The organism is Kineococcus terrestris, from assembly GCF_041020755.1.
In the GTDB taxonomy this organism is placed as follows: Bacteria; Actinomycetota; Actinomycetes; order Actinomycetales; family Kineococcaceae; genus Kineococcus; species Kineococcus terrestris.
On record NZ_JBEUEI010000003.1, the window covers coordinates 165,723 to 182,168 of the forward strand.

14 protein-coding genes are annotated in these 16,446 nt (G+C 78.5%); 2 read left to right on the forward strand and 12 right to left on the reverse strand.

The annotated features are described in order from the left end of the window. Positions 1–32: 32 nt before the first annotated feature. Positions 33–1,322, reverse strand: a complete 1,290-nt coding sequence (locus AB8M62_RS03425) for an MFS transporter (RefSeq protein ID WP_369068644.1) — start codon at positions 1,320–1,322, stop codon at positions 33–35. Further along, positions 1,319–1,795, reverse strand: a complete 477-nt coding sequence (locus AB8M62_RS03430) for a MarR family winged helix-turn-helix transcriptional regulator (protein WP_369052407.1) — start codon at positions 1,793–1,795, stop codon at positions 1,319–1,321. The genes AB8M62_RS03425 and AB8M62_RS03430 overlap by 4 nt, the downstream gene beginning before the upstream one ends. Before the next feature lie 135 nt (positions 1,796–1,930). Here AB8M62_RS03430 and AB8M62_RS03435 point away from each other — a divergent pair, with 135 nt between their 5' ends. Next, positions 1,931–4,111: a putative bifunctional diguanylate cyclase/phosphodiesterase gene (locus AB8M62_RS03435; RefSeq protein ID WP_369052406.1), complete on the forward strand. Its 2,181-nt coding sequence runs from the start codon at positions 1,931–1,933 to the stop codon at positions 4,109–4,111. A gap of 12 nt (positions 4,112–4,123) precedes the next feature. Here AB8M62_RS03435 and AB8M62_RS03440 read toward each other — a convergent pair whose 3' ends face one another. The 6 genes from AB8M62_RS03440 to AB8M62_RS03465 form a co-directional block, all read right to left on the reverse strand. Further along, entirely contained in the window at positions 4,124–5,530 is a 1,407-nt protein-coding gene (locus tag AB8M62_RS03440) for a TonB-dependent receptor (RefSeq protein WP_369052405.1), read from the reverse strand. Positions 5,531–5,611: 81 nt separating this feature from the next. Further along, complete coding sequence (locus tag AB8M62_RS03445) at positions 5,612–6,361, reverse strand: SDR family NAD(P)-dependent oxidoreductase (RefSeq protein ID WP_369052404.1); 750 nt, start codon at positions 6,359–6,361, stop codon at positions 5,612–5,614. Further along, the gene (locus tag AB8M62_RS03450; RefSeq protein ID WP_369052403.1) at positions 6,358–7,617 is read right to left on the reverse strand and encodes a glycosyltransferase; all 1,260 of its coding nucleotides are present in this window, start codon (positions 7,615–7,617) and stop codon (positions 6,358–6,360) included. The genes AB8M62_RS03445 and AB8M62_RS03450 overlap by 4 nt, the downstream gene beginning before the upstream one ends. A gap of 224 nt (positions 7,618–7,841) precedes the next feature. Beyond that, positions 7,842–8,549, reverse strand: coding sequence for a response regulator (locus AB8M62_RS03455; protein ID WP_369052402.1), 708 nt, complete (start codon positions 8,547–8,549; stop codon positions 7,842–7,844). Beyond that, positions 8,546–9,874 (reverse strand): sensor histidine kinase, encoded by a 1,329-nt coding sequence (locus AB8M62_RS03460; protein WP_369052401.1) that lies wholly within the window; start codon positions 9,872–9,874, stop codon positions 8,546–8,548. Before AB8M62_RS03460 ends, AB8M62_RS03455 begins: the two co-directional genes overlap by 4 nt. A 40-nt stretch (positions 9,875–9,914) precedes the next feature. Then, on the reverse strand, positions 9,915–10,544 hold the full coding sequence (locus AB8M62_RS03465) for a DedA family protein (RefSeq protein ID WP_369052400.1): 630 nt from the start codon (positions 10,542–10,544) through the stop codon (positions 9,915–9,917). A gap of 109 nt (positions 10,545–10,653) precedes the next feature. On the opposite strand from AB8M62_RS03465, the gene AB8M62_RS03470 reads away from it, so the two are divergent. Further along, on the forward strand, positions 10,654–10,935 hold the full coding sequence (locus AB8M62_RS03470) for a DUF2530 domain-containing protein (protein WP_369052399.1): 282 nt from the start codon (positions 10,654–10,656) through the stop codon (positions 10,933–10,935). Positions 10,936–10,953: 18 nt separating this feature from the next. On the opposite strand, the gene AB8M62_RS03475 is transcribed toward AB8M62_RS03470, so the two are convergent. From AB8M62_RS03475 to AB8M62_RS03490, 4 genes are all read right to left on the reverse strand, one after another. Then, the gene (locus tag AB8M62_RS03475) at positions 10,954–13,938 is read right to left on the reverse strand and encodes a sacsin N-terminal ATP-binding-like domain-containing protein (protein ID WP_369068645.1); all 2,985 of its coding nucleotides are present in this window, start codon (positions 13,936–13,938) and stop codon (positions 10,954–10,956) included. Between the two features lie 157 nt (positions 13,939–14,095). Beyond that, positions 14,096–15,085 carry a DUF3027 domain-containing protein gene (locus tag AB8M62_RS03480; protein WP_369052397.1) on the reverse strand — a complete coding sequence of 330 codons (990 nt, stop codon included), beginning with the start codon at positions 15,083–15,085 and terminating at the stop codon, positions 14,096–14,098. Further along, entirely contained in the window at positions 15,082–15,471 is a 390-nt protein-coding gene (locus tag AB8M62_RS03485; RefSeq protein WP_369052396.1) for a cold-shock protein, read from the reverse strand. The genes AB8M62_RS03480 and AB8M62_RS03485 overlap by 4 nt, the downstream gene beginning before the upstream one ends. A 72-nt stretch (positions 15,472–15,543) precedes the next feature. Beyond that, positions 15,544–16,269 (reverse strand): HAD family hydrolase, encoded by a 726-nt coding sequence (locus AB8M62_RS03490; RefSeq protein ID WP_369052395.1) that lies wholly within the window; start codon positions 16,267–16,269, stop codon positions 15,544–15,546. Positions 16,270–16,446: the final 177 nt, after the last annotated feature.

The window sequence follows — 16,446 nt, forward strand, 5'->3', positions numbered from 1 at the left end:
GACGCCGCCCGGGGCGTCGCCCGGACGCCCGCTCAGGCGGCCGCGGCGTCCCGCTCGTCGCGGCCGGCGGCGGGCACGACGGTCAGGTGGGGGCGCTCGCGCAGCCGGTAGCGCACCCGCACGCGGGCGTGGCGGGCGAAGTACGCCGCGGCCAGGACGGCGACGAGCAGGGAGGGCACCGAGCCGGCCAGGATCGACCACTCGGCGCCGAAGCGGGTGCCCATCCAGCCCACGAACGGCCCGCCGACGACGGTGCCGCCCTGGAACAGCGCCATGTAGATCGCCACGACCCGCCCGCGCACCGCCGGCTCGGTGCTCATCTGCACCGTCGCGTTGGCCGACGTCATGAGCGTCAGCGAGGCCAGGCCCATGAACGGCAGGACGAGCAGGTACAGCTCGTAGGTGGGCATGAGGGCGGCGACGGTGGCCGTGACGCCGAAGGCGGCGGCCGCGCCGAACACCAGGCGGTAGCGGGGCAGTTCGCGGCGCGCGGCCAGCAGCGCCCCGGCCAGCGAGCCGACGGCCAGCACGGTGCTGGCGAACCCGGCCGCGGCCGCGTCGCGCTCGAACTTCACCCCGGTCATCAGGACGCTGGTGAGCTGGAAGTTCAGCCCGAAGGTGCCCACGACGCCGACGAGGGCGAACACCGCGACGAGGTCCGGGCGGGCCAGCACGTAGCGCACGCCTTCGCGCATGCGCCCGGCCCCGCGCCCGGGCCGTTCCTCGGCGGGCACCTCCGCCGGGCGCATGAGCGCCAGGCACAGCAGCGGCGCCGCGAAGGTGGCGGCGTTGACGAGGAACACCGGCCCGGTGCCGATCCAGGCGATGAGCAGGCCGGCCGCGGCGGGCCCGAGCAGGCGGGCGGCGTTGAAGGAGGCCGAGTTCAGCCCGACCGCGTTGGACAGGTCCTCGCGCGGGACGAGCTGGCTGACGAACGTCTGGCGCACCGGCCCGTCGATCGCGGAGGCGACGCCCAGCAGGAGGGCGAACACGTACACGTGCCACAGCTGCGCGGCGCCGGAGACGACGAGCGCGCCGAGGGCGGCGGCCAGCAGCGCCATCGCGCTCTGCGTGAGCATCAGCGTGCGGCGCTTGGGGAAGCGGTCGGCGATGGTGCCGGCCAGCGGTGCCAGCAGCAGGATCGGCCCGAACTGCAGGCCGGTGGTGATGCCGCCGGCGGTGCCCGAGCCGTTCGTCAGGACCGTGATGACGAGCCAGTCCTGCGCCACGCGCTGCATCCACGTGCCGGTGTTGCTGACGATCGCGCCGGAGGCCCACAGGCGGTAGTCGCGGTGGCGCAGGGAGCGGAAGGTCTGGTTCACGCGGGCGCGACCACCTCGCGCAGCAGGCGCGCGGCCTCGGCCAGCACCTCCCGCTCGGCGGGGGACAGGTGCTGCAGCCGCGCGGTCAGCCAGGCCGTGCGGGCCGCGCGGGTGGCCTCCACGGTGGCGCGGCCGGCGGCGCTGGCGCTCACGAGCACCTGGCGCCGGTCGGTGGGGTGGGCGGTGCGCTCGAGCAGCCCGGCGCCCTCCAGGGCGGCCAGCGTCCGGGTCATCGAGGGGGCGCGCACGTGCTCGGCCTCGGCGAGCTCGCCGGGGGTGCGCGGGCCGTGCGTGTGCAGGTGGGCCAGGACGGAGAACTGCGCGTCGGACAGCTCGTCGTCGCTCTTGGTGGCGCGCAGGCGGCGGGCGGTGCGCAGCACGGCGACGCGCACGTCGGCGGCGAGCGCCCCCACGTCCGCACCCGCCGCGGCGCCACCGGGGGCCGCCGGGAGGTCGCTGGTGGAGGTGGTCACCCGGCCACGCTACTCCTTAGCCAGGCTAAGTGCCACCGGCAACCATCGACGATCGGGTACCGCAGACCCTGCACGGGGCGTTACAGTCAATGACGTTGAGTAGTTCCACGGGTCGGTGGTGGACGGGGGCGAGCGGTGAGCAGGACGACGGCGGCCGCAGCACGGGTGCTCGCCGCGGCGGCGCAGCCGCGCACGGCGACCACCCCCGGCGCGGGCGGTCCCGGGACCCCCGGCGCGACCGGGACCACCGGCGCGGCGGCGTCCGCGCACCAGCGCCTCACGGCCTGCGCCGAGCCCGCCGCGCTCGCCGACCTCCTCGTCGCCGAGGTGCAGCGGGCCGGGTACCGCAGGGTCCTGCTCGTCGAGCCCGTCGCCCGCTCCCGCGAGCGCGAGCTGGAGGTCCTGGCCGCCCGCGGCGACCTCCTGCTCGTCCCCGGCCGCCGCTTCCCCGGCGCCGACCTGGTCCGCCAGGGGCCCGCGGCCGTCCTCGACCTCCTGCCGGGCGAGGCGTCCAGCCCGCGCCTGGCCGTCTGGAGCGCGCCCGACGCCCCGGACGCCGCGGCTGCCCTCAGCGCCCTGGTCGCCGTCGCGGGCGCCTGCTGGCGGGCGCTGCGCTCGGCCGCCGAGGCCCGCGACCTCGCCCGCGAGCTGGAGTGCACGCAGGCCCTCCTCGGCGGTTCGGTGCACCTGGCCGGGCTGGGGTCCTGGACGTGGGACCCCGCCGGCGGCGTCGTCCGGCTCGACGAGCGGATGCGGCAGATGGTCGGCCTGGCCGCCACCGGGCCCGACGTCGCCCTGGAGACCTGGCGCGAGTGGGTCCACCCGGAGGACCGCGCCCCCTTCACCGGTGTCGAGGACCCCGCCGGCCACCCCGCCGGGCACCTCGGGCGCTCGGCGCCCTACCCGTTCCGCGTGCGCTGCCCCGACGGCGCCGAGCGCACCTTCATCGGCGTCAGCGTTCCCCTGGGCGCCGGGGGCGCCACCGTGCGCGGCCTCGTGCTGGACGCGGACGGCTCCGACCGCACCACCGGCGAGCTGGTGCGCCTGGCCCAGTGCGACGCGCTGACCGGCCTGGCCAACCGCGCCGTCCTGGACGCCCGGCTGGCCGAGGCCCTCGAGCACGCCGGGCCCGGGAGCGCCGTCGCCCTCGTCCTGCTGGACCTGGACCGCTTCAAGCTCGTCAACGACACCCTGGGCCACCAGGTCGGCGACGCCCTGCTGCGCCAGGTCGCCGCGCGGCTGGAGGAGGCCGCCCCCACCGGCGCCACCCTGGCCCGCCTGGGCGGCGACGAGTTCGTGCTCATGGTCCCCGGGGTCGACCGCCCCGAGGCGGTGCCCGTCGTCGCGCAGAGCCTGCTGCGCCGGCTGCGCGCGCCCATCGCCCTGCCGGGGCTGGCCGAGCCCTTCGTGTGCACCAGCTCCGCCGGGGTCGCCGTCGGGCACGAGGGCAGCAGCGACGAGCTGTTCCGCAGCGCCGACATGGCCCTCTACCGGGCCAAGGACGCCGGCCGCGACCGCGTCGCCGTCTACGACCGCGTCATGCGCGAGGACGCCGAGTCGCGCCGCCAGGCCGAGCACCGCGTGCGCCGCGCGCTGCGCACCGACGGCCTGCGCGTGGTGTGGCAGCCCATCGTCGACCTGCGCGACGAGCGGCTCGTGGCCGCCGAGGCGCTCGTGCGCCTGCACGACCCCGTCGAGGGCGTCCTGCAGCCGGCCACCTTCGTCGACACCGCCGAGGACACCGGCCTCATCGTCGACGTGGACACCTGGGTGCTCGGCGAGGTGCTGCGCCAGCTGCGCGAGTGGCGGCGCGAGGGCGTCGGGCTGCAGGTCAGCTTCAACGTCTCCGGCAAGACGCTGGAGCACCCCGCGTTCGCCCACCGCCTCGCCCACAGCGTCGAGGCCACCGGCGCCGCCGGCTCCTCGCTGCTGGCCGAGGTCACCGAGCGCACCCTCATCGACCTGTCGACGGCCACCCGCGCCAGCCTGGGGGAGCTGCGCAGCGTCGGCGCCCGCGTCGGCCTCGACGACTTCGGCACGGGGTACTCCTCGCTGTCCTACCTGGACCGCTTCCCCCTGAGCTTCCTGAAGATCGACATGTCGTTCGTGCGGCCGCTGGGGCAGTCCGCGCGCGCCGACGCCGTCGTCGAGGCGCTCATCGCGCTGGCCCACGCGCACGGGATGGTCGTCACCGCCGAGGGGGTGGAGACCGAGCTGCAGGCGCGCACCCTGCGCGAGATGGGCTGCGACCGCGCGCAGGGCTGGCTGTTCGGCCGCCCCGTGCCGGCCGCCGCCCTGCCGCTGCCCCCGCGCTGACGGCCGCGCCGGTCAGTCGGTGCGGCGCTTGTAGCCGAAGAAACCCCGCTTGACGATGGTGGAGGCGACCTCCTCGGGCACCATCGACTCCCAGCTCTCGTCCCCGGCGGCGATGCGGCGCAGCACGTCCCGGCTGAGGATCGGCAGGTACTCGGGCCGGTAGTTGTCCAGGTGCACGAAGCTGCCGCGGCGGGCCAGGTAGTCGAACAGCGGCTGCAGGTCGGGGGAGACCTCCAGGTCCTCCACCGTGACCGTCTCGCCGGTGCCCTGGTCCTGCATGGGGTACACGAACAGCTTCAGGTCGTTCTTGAACAGCCGGCCGAAGCTCTCCAGGATGCCGCCGCGCATGTGCGCGTGGTTCTCCTCGTCGAAGAGGTTCACCAGGCTCGGCACGCCCATGACGATGCCGATGCGCTCCTTGGTGCGCTGCTGCAGGTAGTCCGCCAGGCGGTTGTACTCGTAGTAGTCCGTGATGAGGGTCGTCATGCCGCACGCGCCGAGCAGGTCGGCGCGTGCCAGGAAGTCGCGGCGGTCCACCGTGTCGCCGGACGCGCGCAGGTTGCGCATCGTCAGCTCGCACAGGGGCAGGACGGGGACGTCGCCCACGTCCTGCTGCCGGAACTTCTCCTCGGCCGAGGAGAGCATGTCGACGTTGACGACCGTCGGCGGGCGGAAGCTGCCGCGCTCGACGAGGACGGCGTGCTTGCGCAGGGCCTCCGACGGCTGCAGCACCTCCCCGTCGGGGCCGAACATCGCCACGCCCGACAGGCCCAGCTGCACCAGCTGCAGCGCCATGACCCGGTTGTCCACGTGCCGGAACTCGATGCCCCGGAACTGGATGAGGTCGATCTCGATGCGCCCGGTGGACAGCTTGTCCAGCAGGCTGGCCACCACCTGGTCGGGCTCGTGGCGCTCGAAGAACGCCGCGTGCAGCAGGTTCACCCCGACGATGCCCAGGGCCTCCTGCTGCAGGCCCGCGTCGTCGTCGAGCATCCGCACGTGCAGCACGATCTGGCTGGGCTCGTCGTGCGGGTGGGCCTGGAACCGCACGCCCATCCAGCCGTGGCACTCGTTGCCGCCGCGGTAGCTGCGGGCCACCACGGTGTCGGCGAAGGCGAAGAAGCAGGTGTCGTCGCCGCGCGCGTCGCTGAGGCGCTCGACGTTCAGGGACAGCTCGTGCTGGAGCATCGCCTGCAGGCGACCCAGGGACACGTACCGGTCGGACTTGCCGTACACGGCGTCGCTGACGGCCATGTCGTACGCCGACATCGACTTGGCCACGGTCCCGGCGGCGCCGCCGGCGCGGAAGAACCAGCGCGCGACCTCCTGGCCCGCGCCGATCTCGGCGATGGTCCCGTACCAGCGGGGGTCCAGGTTGATCCTCAGGGCCTTCTGCAGCGTGTCGGCGGCGATCTCCACGTGGTCCCTCCGGGGCTGGGTGGCGTCCGTCCTCCCATCCTGGCGGGTCGGGTCGCGGTGTGTCACCCCGTGGCGCGCTCCTCAGCCGCGCGCGCGGTGCACGTGCGCGGCGTCGGCCTGGGCGACGGGGCGCACCACGACCTTGTCGACGTCCACGTGCGGCGGGCGCGTGACCGCGAACGCGACGATGTCGGCGACGTCCTCCGCGGTCAGCGGGGTCAGCCCCTCGTACACCTTCGCCGCGGCCTCCTCGCTGCCCAGCCGGACGACGGAGAACTCCGTCTCCACCATCCCCGGCGCGATCTCGGTGACGCGCACCGGCTCGCCCAGCAGCTCCAGGCGCAGCGTGCGGCACAGCGCGTTCACGGCGTGCTTGACGGCCGTGTACCCGCCCCCGCCCGGGTACACCTCGAAACCCGCGATGGAGCCCAGGACGACGACGTGGCCGTTCCCGCCGCGCCGCACGGCCGGCAGCAGCGCCTGGTGCACCCGCAGCACGCCCACGACGTTCACGTCGTACATGCGCTGCCAGCCCTCGGGGTCGCCGTCCTCGACGCGGTCGGTGCCGAACGCCCCGCCCGCCGAGTGCACGACGACGTCGACCTCCGGCACCGCCTCGGCCAGCGCCGCCACCGACGCCGGGTCGGTGACGTCCAGCTGCACGGCGCGCCCGCCGACCTCGGCGGCCAGCGCCTCGCAGCGCTCCGCGCGCCGGGCCGCGGCGACGGTGCGGAACCCGGCCGCGGCCAGGGCCCGCACGGTCGCGGCGCCGATGCCGCTGCTGGCGCCGGTGACGAGGGCGGTGCGGGGACGGGCCGTGGTGTCGCTCATGCGGCCATCCCAGCAGACGCCACCGCCGCCGCGGAACCCGCCCGCACGTCCGCGGGCCGCACCAGCGCGCCGTACAGCTCCTCGAACCGGACCAGGGTCGCGGCCAGGTCGTGCGCGGCGGCCGCCTCGCGGCTGCACCGGCCCATCCGCGCCGCCCGCGCCGCCGCGTCCGGGCCCAGCAGGGCGCCGAGCCGGCCGGCCAGGACCGCCGGCTCGCCGTGCGGGAACAGGTGCCCGTTGCGGCCCTCGTGCACCAGGTGCGGCAGCGCGCCGGCGGCTACACCCAGCACCGGCAGCCCCGAGGCCATCGCCTCCAGCACCACCAGGCTCTGCAGCTCCGCGGTGCCCGCGTTGACGAACGCGTCCGCCGCCGCGTACGCGGCGGGCAGGTCCTCCTCGGGCACGAAACCCGTGGTGACGACGCGGTCGGCGACCCCGGCGCGCGCGGCCCGCGCCAGCAGCGCGCGCCGCTCGGCGCCGTCGCCCACCAGCAGCAGCTGGGCGTCCAGCTCCGGGCGCGCGCCGTGCAGCAGCGCCAGCGCGTCCACCAGCTCGTGGACGTTCTTCTCCGGCGCCAGCCGCCCCACGTAGGCGAAGGTGGGGCGGTCCGGGACGCCGTAGCGGGTGCGGAACGCCCGCCGCCGCGCACCGTCGGCGTCGGGGGAGAACCTGGACAGGTCCAGCCCGCACGAGACCGGCAGCACGGGCCCGGGAACCCCCGAGGACTCCGCGAGCCGCGCCGCGAACGGGGTGGGGGCGGTGACGACGTCGGCGCCGGAGAACACCCGCGCCGCGTCCGCCCACGCCCACGCGTGCAGGCGCCGCTCGACGCCGGCGCCCAGCGGGACGTGGTGGGTGAGGTTCTCCGGCATGAAGTGGTTCGTGGCCACGACGCGCACCCCGGCCCGGCGGGCCGCGGCGATCGCCGCGCGCCCGAGCAGGAAGTGGCTCTGCACGTGCACCACGTCCGGCCGCGCGCGCCGCAGCACGGCGTCCACGGCGCGGCCCAGGCCAGCGGGCGGGCAGAACCGCAACCCGGTCCCGCCGGCCACGACGGGCAGCGCGCGCACCCGGTGCTCGACGAGGGAGCGGCCCGGGGCGACGGCGACGACGGCGGACCCGCTGCGCCAGCGGCGGGCCGGGGCCAGGACGTGCACCTCGTGGCGGGCCGCCAGGCCGGCGGCGAAGCGCTGCGCGAACGTCGAGGCGCCGTTCACGTCGGGGGAGTAGGTGTCGGCGACGACGAGGACCTTCACGGTGTTCTCCCGGAGTCCGGAGGGGTTTCCCGGCGGGGCCGCCGGTACCCCGATCCCACCGCCCGGGACCCCTCGCCGTCGTCGCCCGCGGGAGGTGTTCCGGTGTCGGTCACCGGGGCGACGCCGGACGTCCGCCGTGCCTCCCCGGTACCGCCCCCGTACTCCCGAGGTACTGCTCCGCCGGTCCCTCGGCCGGGTTCAGCGACCGGGTTCAGCGACCGGGTTCAGCGACCGGGGCCGACCAGCCCGGTCTCGTACCCCAGCACGACCGCCTGCACGCGGTCGCGCAGGCCCAGCTTCGTCAGCACGCGGCTGACGTGCGTCTTGGCCGTCTGCTCGGCGATGACCAGTTCAGCGGCGATCTCGCCGTTGGACAGGCCCCGCGCCACCAGCCGCAGCACCTCCAGCTCGCGCGGGGTCAGGCCCTCCAGCGCCGCGGCCGCCGCCGGCGGGGCGGGCCGCTCCTGGTGGCGCACCCAGTGCTCCACCAGGCGCCGCGTCACCGCGGGCGCCAGCAGGGCGTCGCCGGCCGCGACCCGGTGCACGGCGTGCACCAGCTCCGGCGCCGTGGCGTCCTTGAGCAGGAAACCGCTGGCGCCCGCGCGCAGCGCCTCGAAGACGTAGTCGTCGACGTCGAACGTCGTCAGCACCAGCACCTTCGGGTGCGGGCCCGCGCCGCCCAGCAGGCGCCGGGTGGCCTCCAGGCCGTCCAGCACCGGCATCCGCACGTCCATCAGCACCACGTCCGGGCCGGTGCGCGCCACGACCTCCAGCGCACGCGCACCGTCCTCGGCCTCGCCCACCACCTCGATGCCGGCGTGCGCGCCCAGCAGCGCGGTGAACCCCGCGCGGATCATCGCCTGGTCGTCGACGACGACCACCCGGACCGCGTCGCCGTCACCGCCCGTCCGCGTCCCCGGCTCCACGTTCACGCCCCCTCCCGCCGCGCCGTGCGCGGCACCTCCGCGAGCACCCGCCACCCGCCCTCCGGCAGCGGCCCGGCGCCGACCCGGCCGCCCAGCAGGGACGCGCGCTCCCGCATCCCGACCAGACCGTGCCCACCACCCTCCCCCGGTTCGGCGGGCCCCGCGGCCCCGGCGTCGCCCGGGTCCGGGGCGGGAGCGTTGACGACCTCCACGCGCACCAGGCCCGGCGGTGCGCCCACCCGCACGTCCACGGCCGCGCCCGGCGCGTGCCGCACCACGTTGGCCAGCGCCTCCTGCACGATGCGGTGCACCACCAGGCCCGTGCCCGGCCCCAGGTCGTCCAGGCCCCGGCCCGCCGCCACCTCCAGCTCCACCCGCGAGCCCGTGCGCCGCACCCCCGCGCACAGCTCCTCCAGCCCCGCCACCAGACCCTCCCCGCCCGGCTGCGGGGCCAGCAGCACCGCCTGCGACTCGTCGCGCAGCACGGCCAGCTGGCCGCGCATCTCCCGCAGCGCGCTGCGGGCCTGCGCCGCGATGTCCTCGAACTCCGCGCGCACCGCCTCGTCCAGGCCCGGCAGCCGGTAGGCGGCCGTGGTCGCCCGCACCTGCACCACCGACATGCTGTGCGCCACCACGTCGTGCAGCTCGCGCGCGATGCGGTTGCGCTCCTCCACCAGGACCCGGCGCGCCTGCTCGGCCTCGCGGTCCCGGCGGTAGCGCTCCACGACGCCGCGGGTGCGCCACCAGTGCCCGGCCGCGCCGCCCAGCGCCAGCGCGGCCGCCGTGTTCGACGACCACACCGCCAGCACCTCCGCCTCCACCTCCCGGGCGGTCCCGTACGCGTCGGGCAGGCTGCCCAGCACGGCCGCCGACAGCACCACCAGCGTCACCGACCCCCACCAGCCCAGCAGGGCCGGCCGCCAGCGCCCGCCCACCCCGAGGACGGCCAGCGTCGCGCACGCGGTCAGCAGCGTCGGCACCGTCCACGGCCACGGGCTGACGTCCGTCGCCGCGACCAGCGGCGTCAGGGCGGTGGCCGCCAGGAGCGCGGCCACGGCCGCCCGGGGCCGCGCGTGCGCCAGCGGCACCGCCCCCGCGGCCAGCGTCGTGACGAGCGCGGCCGGCACCAGCGGGGCGTCGTGCACACCGCTGAGCACCGGCAGCGCGACGCTGGCCAGGACGACGGCCAGGCCGGTCAGCAGCGGCCACGGCAGCAGCAGCCGGGCCAGCCGCTCCCGGCGCGCCCGCGCCCGCTCGCGGCGCTCGCGGTGCGCGGCCCGCCAGCGCTGCCGCCGCTCGCGCCAACGCCGCCGCCGCGGCCCGGCACCCACCCGGTCCTCCGTCCGTCCGCCGGCCCGCCCGCCGGCCCGGTCACGCCGCCGCACGCGCCACCCCCCGCCGTCGGCCCGCCGCCGAGCGGGCCCGCAGCACGAGCGCCCGCACCGCCAGGACGCCCCCGCCCAGCGCCAGCCCGGCCAGCGGCGCCGCCCACCAGTGCTCCAGCACCGCCTGCGCGTGCCGCCCGGCCAGCACGCCCAGGGCGACCAGCGCTCCCGCGCGCACCGCCGTGCACACCGCGTTCCAGCCCAGCACCCGGTGGAACGGCACCCCCGCCAGCCCCGTGGCCAGGAACGCCGGCACCGCGCCCACGTCGACGAGCTTCGCGCCCACCACCAGCGAGCCCAGGTGCTCGTGCGCCCGCCGCGACAGCCGCTCGCGGCGCTCGCCGCGCAGCCCCAGGCGGTGCAGCCAGCGCGCCGCCCGCGGACGGTGCCCGGCGCGGCCCACGGCGAACAGCAGGCTGTCGGCCACCAGGTCCGCACCCACCGCGAGCACCCACACCGCGAGCAGCGACGCGTGCCCCGCACCGGCGAGCGCACCGCCCACGACGGTGGCCACCGGGCCCTCCAGGACCATCGCCGGCAGCAGCGCCGCGTACGTCCAGGCGCCCGCCCCCGCCTCCGGGGACAGCGCCGCGCCCACCTGCGTCCAGACCTCCACCGGGCGACCGTAGGTCGCCGGCCCCGCCCGCGTCGTCACCCCGCGGTGCCGTCCGGTGTCACCTCCCGGTAGGGGGTGGGCCCGCCGGTGCCCGGGGCACACTGGGCGCGTGCCGCTCTACCTGCCGCCGTCGAAGGCCGCGCCGCCGCCGGCGCCGCCGCAGCACGACGACCGGGTGCCCGTCGTGGTGGGCGCGCTGGCGTGGGCGCTGGCGCTCGTCGCGGGTCTCGCCGTGCCCGCGCTGCGGGAGGCCGGGCGGGGCAACTGGCTGGGCGCGTGCGTCGCGGGGCTCGCCCTCGGCGTCGTCGGCGGGCTGGTCGTCGCGCGCCGGCGCCGCCGGCGCGCGGGGGAGCGCGCCGACCCCGCCGACCCGCTGCTGCACCGCGGCTGACCCCTCGCGGGGCCCGCGTCACAGACCGGGCAGCTCCGCGGCCAGGACGGCGTCGGCCGAGGCCGCGTCCGGCGCCAGCAGCACCGCCGCCGCGGCGCGCCGCAGCGCCCAGCGCCCCGCCGCGTGCGCGAGACCGTCGGCCGCGGCGGCCGCGTCGCGGGCCAGGACCACCGCGTCCGGCCCGGACCCCAGCACCCACACGGGCACCGGCCGCCCGTCCACGGCCAGGTCGCCCACCCGCTGCCAGGTGCGCGGTGCGCCCGGCAGCAGCGCCGCCAGCGCCCCCGGCACCTCCTGCGGCTCGCCGCCGGTGCGCGAGGGCTCCCCGTCGGCGCGGTCGGAGGCCAGGTCGAGGTCGAGGACGTCGGCCACGCGCGCGGCCGCGGCCGCCGGGACCAGCAGCCGGGGCCCGAGGTGGGCCAGCTGCGCCCACAGCGGGTCGTCGGGCACGACGACGTCCTGCGCCGGGACGGTCGCCGTCGCGAGCCCGGAGGCGTCGAGCACCCGCAGCCGCTCCGGCGGCGGCGCGGGCGGCAGCTCGTCCGCGTGCACGGCCAGCAGCGACCAGACCGCCAGCAGGTCCGCCGGCGGCACGGGAGCGCGCGCGGCGGCCAGCGCCGCCAGCAGCGGCAGCACGTCGGCGGGCCCCGCGTCCGCCGGCGCGTCCAGCACCCCGAGGGCCCGGCGCACGGGCACGGGCAGGTCCGCCGTCCACGGTGGCGCCGCCGGCAGCCACGCGGGCGACGCGCCCGAGCGACTGACCGGCGGCACCGGGCCGCGGTGCCGCAGCCACCACGCCGCGTGCGGCTGCCGGGCGCGCCCGCCCGCGCGCCACGGGCGGGTCAGCGCCTCGGCGCCCGCGGGCGAGGCGGCCAGCGCGGCCACGACCTCCGGCCAGGCGTCCACGACGAGGTCGAGGTCGCGCACCACGGCGACGTCCTCCAGCACCGTGCCCGGCTCGGCGTCCAGGACGTCGCCCCAGACCTCGTCGGCGTAGGCGTCCAGGCCGTCCAGGCCCGCCGCGGGGTCGTCCGCGTCGTCGTCGGTGCCGCCGGCGCCGTCCGCCGGGTCGAGGACCGGCAGGTGCACCGCGGCCGGCGCGCGCAGGACCCCCGCCGCGCGCAGCACGTCCGGGCCCCACCGCGCCAGCAGGCCGGCGTCGACCACGCCGACGGCCGCCGGGTCCAGCGCCCGCCCGGCCAGCGTGCCGGGCAGCACGAGGGCGCTCGCGGGGGTCAGCTCGTCGTCGGCGTCCGGCAGCGCCAGGTCGCCCAGGGCGGGCAGGTCCCGCGCCAGCTCCTCCGCGCGCTCGGCCGCGCCCGGACCGGTGCCGACGGCGGCGGCCACGACCGCCAGCACCGCCTCGGCCACCGCGTCCGGGTCCTCGGCGTCGGGGGAGTCGCGCACCGCGGCCGCCACCGCCGGGTCGGTCAGCAGGACGCGGGCCCCGCCCGCGCGGGCACCGAGCCGCTCCAGCAGCTCCGCCCCGGCACCGGCCGCGGCCTCCGGGTGCACGAGCCGCAGCCCGTACCCGGCGAGCACGCCCGCCGCCTCCGCCAGCGCCTCCAGCTCCTCGGGGTCCTCCGGCGCTGGACCGGGCAGCAGCAGCCCGCGCGGGCCGTGGACGAGGCGGCCGTCCAGCAGCGGCACCGGCAGCGCGCCCATCGCCTCGCGGGCGCTCAGGTCCCCGGCCAGCGGCAGCAGCGCCCCGTACAGCGAGCGCCAGCCGGCCGGGGTGCGCCCGGGCGGCAGCGACTCCAGGGCGTCGGCCAGCGTCAGCCGCGCCACGCCCAGCTCGCCCAGCAGCCGGTCCAGCGCGCGCGGCGCGGCGATCAGGTCCGCCAGCGACGGCGCCAGCGCGGCCAGCAGGACGGGGTCGTCGGCGCCCGGGCCCGTCAGCGCGACGGCGCCGGCCGGGCGCAGCAGCAGCGGCTCGCCGGCCCCCTCCGCCGCGTCCTCCACGGCGCGCAGCAGCGGCGCCGTGCGCGCCCGCTCCAGGACCCGCTCGCGCAGCTGCGCGTCCACCCGCCCGGCGGCCGCCCCGAACGGCAGCAGCGCCGGGGCGTCTGCGCCGTCCACGGCGCGCTCGACGAGCAGGTCCACGTACGCGGCGGCCGCGGCGTCCAGCACGGCGTCGGTGGCCGGTCCCGGCGCCACCCGGCGCCGGTCCGGCCCCAGCGGCAGCGTCGCCACCAGCAGCGCCGGCCACGGCAGCTCGTCGTCGGTGGGCGTCGGCGCGTGCACCACGCCCGGCGGGCGGGCGCCGGACCCCTCGCGGGGCAGGGCCCAGGCGACGTCGAAGCGCAGCCGCGCGCGCTCCTCCACCCCGCGCCCGGCGAGGGCGGCGCCCTCGTGCCGGCCCGTGCGGCGCACGACGTGCCAGCGGTCGCCGGCGTCGGCCAGCCGCCGGGCGGGCGCGCCGGGCCGCTCCACGACGACCTCGTCCAGCGCGGGCAGCGCCAGCAGCAGCACGTCGTCGCAGGCGTCCAGCAGCTCCTCGGCCACGCGCCGGGCCGCGGCGTCCCGCAGCGGCAGGACCACGACGGTGTCGAACCCCTCCGGCGGCACGTCCGGGCCGGGGCCCGCGCCGGGCCCGGCGGGGAAGGGCAGGCGCAGCGCGGGCACGTGACCGCCGCGCCGGGCGACCTCGGCGGCCAGCGCGCCACCGGTCGCCAGCGCGGCCGCGCGGGTCAGGTCCCGGGAGAAGCGGACCCCGCCGCCGCGCGAGCGCACCGACGGCTCGTCGCTGACGGCCAGCACGGCGGAGAAGCCGACGCCGAAGCGGCCGACCGTCCCGTCGGCGCCGCCGTCCGCGCCACCGCCCTTGGCGGAGGCGCGCAGCGTGGCCAAGCCCTCGACGCCGGCGGCGTCCAGCGGCGCGCCCGTGTTGGCGGCCAGCAGGACGCCGGGGCCGCCGGCGGGGTCGTCGAGCAGGCGCAGCAGCAGCCGCCCCGGCACGCCCGCGGCCAGGGCCGCGTCGGCGGCGTTCTGCGCCAGCTCCACGACCAGGCGGTCGCGGTAGGCGCCGAGGGCGGCGTCCTCCTCCGCGTTGGCGTCCTCGCGGAAGCGGGCCGGCGAGGCCGTCCAGGCGGCGAGGACGCGCTCGCGGTGGGCGGCGGTCCCGAAGGGGTCACCGGCCCCGGGGGTGGAGCCGGCGCCCTCAGCGACCGTCGTCGCCGTCCGCGTCGCCCGGAGCCTCGCCCGGAGCGGTGTCCGCGGTGCCCTCCGGCGCGTCCGCGGTGGCGGCGCCGTCCGCGGGCCCGGCGGCCTCCACGGCCCCGGGCGCCCCGGCGGCCTCCACGGCCCCGGGCGCCCCGGCGGGCTCGTCGGGGCGGACGAGCTCCAGGTCGCCGTCCAGGTCGTCCACGACCGGCGGAGCGGGCGCGACGGCCTCCACCTCGACGTCGGTCTCGCTGTGCGCGCCGCAGCCGTGGTCGGCGCTGACGACGCGCGCGTCGTCGGGCGACCACTCGTTGGCGCACACCCCGAAGACCTGCCGCATCGAGCCGGCCAGCGCCAGGAAGTACCCGCACGTGGAGCACTGGGCCTTGGCGTGCTCGGCGACCTCCCCGCGCGGGCCGCGGTCGCCCTCGTACCAGCGGGTCGCGGCCTCGTCGCGCCCGGTGCGGTTCAGGACGCGCTCGCGGCCCAGGCCCAGCTCCCACAGCGCCAGCTCGTCGGCCTCGGAGGCGGCGACCTGCTCGCCGACGACCTCGTAGCCGGGGTCCAGCAGCGGGTCGTCCTCCTTGCGCGGCAGCGTGTCGTGCGGGCCGACGTCGCCGGGGGCGATCCGCTCGGCCCACGGCAGCCACGTCGGCGGGCGCAGCGCGTCCTCGCCCGGCAGCAGGCACACCTCGCTGACGGTGACGTTGCGCGCGCGCGAGGCGCGGGTGACGGTGACGCTCCACTGCCAGCCGCGGTAACCGGGCAGGGCGCACGCGAAGGTGTGGGTGACGATCCGGTCGCCCTCGGCCACCGCGCCCAGGTGCTCGCCGACGGTGCCGGGGTCGGCGACCTCCTCGGCGGCGGCGCGCGCCAGGTCGACCGCGCCGGCCGCGGCGGCGTCCAGCGCGGGCTTGCGCGCGCGCCGGGCCCGGGCGGTGGTGGTCGTGCCGGTGGGGGTGGCGGCCTCCTCGCCGGGCAGCGTCACGCGCCGGCCTCGAGGTCGTCGGCGACGGCGCGCAGGACGGTGGCGACCTTGCGGGCGCCGCCGCGCTCGGGGTAGCGGCCGCGGCGCAGCGAGCCGGAGACCCCGTCGAGCAGCTTGATGAGGTCCTCGACGATGACGACCATGTCCTCGGGCTGCTTGCGGGTGGCGCGGGCCACCGAGGGCAGCGGGTCCAGCAGCCGCACCGACAGCGCCTGCGTGCCGCGCTCGCCCTGCACGACACCGAACTCGACGCGACTGCCCTTGGTGAGCGTCGCCGTCCCGGCGGGCAGCGCGGAGGCGTGCACGAACACCTCACCGCCGTCCTCGGCGGCGAGGAAGCCGAAACCCTTCTCGGCGTCGAACCACTTGACCTTGCCAGTGGGCACAGGAACCTTCTCGTCCGTCGTCGTCGGTGCTCGTCGTGGGTGCGGGCACCCGCGGGTGCCGCGCCCTCCAGGCTAACCGCGCCCGGGCACCCGGCCTTCCCCGAACCCGCCCGCGCCGGCCGGCTCGCGCACGTGCCCGGCCAGCCAGGCGGGGAAGTCGGCCAGGGAGGCGAGGACGACGTCGGCGCCCGCGGCGCGCAGGGCGTCCGCGTCGTGCGCGCCCGTCGGGACGACGACGGCGACGGCACCGGCCGTCCGCGCGGCGGCCACGTCGCCGGGGTGGTCGCCGACGTAGGCGGTGGCGCCCTCGGCGCGCAGCCGCACGCCCTTGGCCTCGGCGAACAGGTCCCCGGCCACGTCGTCCGGGCCGAGGGCGGCCGCCAGGCCGGTCGCCGCGAGCACCCGGTGCACGTTGGGGGCGTGCTTGGCGCTGACGACGAGGCTGCGCCCGCCGTGCGCCGCGGGGGCGGCCAGCGCCTCGGCCGCGCCGGGGAAGGCGCGCACCGAGGCCACCCCCAGGTCCGGGTACAGCGCGCGGTAGCGCTCCTGCACGGCGGCCAGCTCGTCCTCGCCCAGGCCGGGCGCCAGGCCGGCGAGGATGCGCTCCAGCGGCATCCCGTGCCAGGGCCAGGTGTCCTCGGCGCTGACCTCGACGCCCGCCTCGCCCAGCGCCGCCCGCAGCGTGGCGGTGATGCCGTCGCTGGAGTCCACGAGGGTCATGTCGAGGTCGAAGCCGACGACGGGACCGGCGGCGGGACCGGCGGCGGGGGCGGTGGGGGACGCGGTCTCCTCGGGCACCCGGCGAGCGTAGGCGGGCCCGGGCGGGTCGGCGCCCCACCCCGCGGGGCGGGCGTGATCACCTGGTGGGACGCTGCCCCCGGAGCGGTTGCGGGGCCGGTGGGCCTGCGCGAGGGTCGCCGGTGGTGACCCGTGCGGCCCGGCGCCCCGAGGCGCTCCGCCGCACGTCCGCCAGGA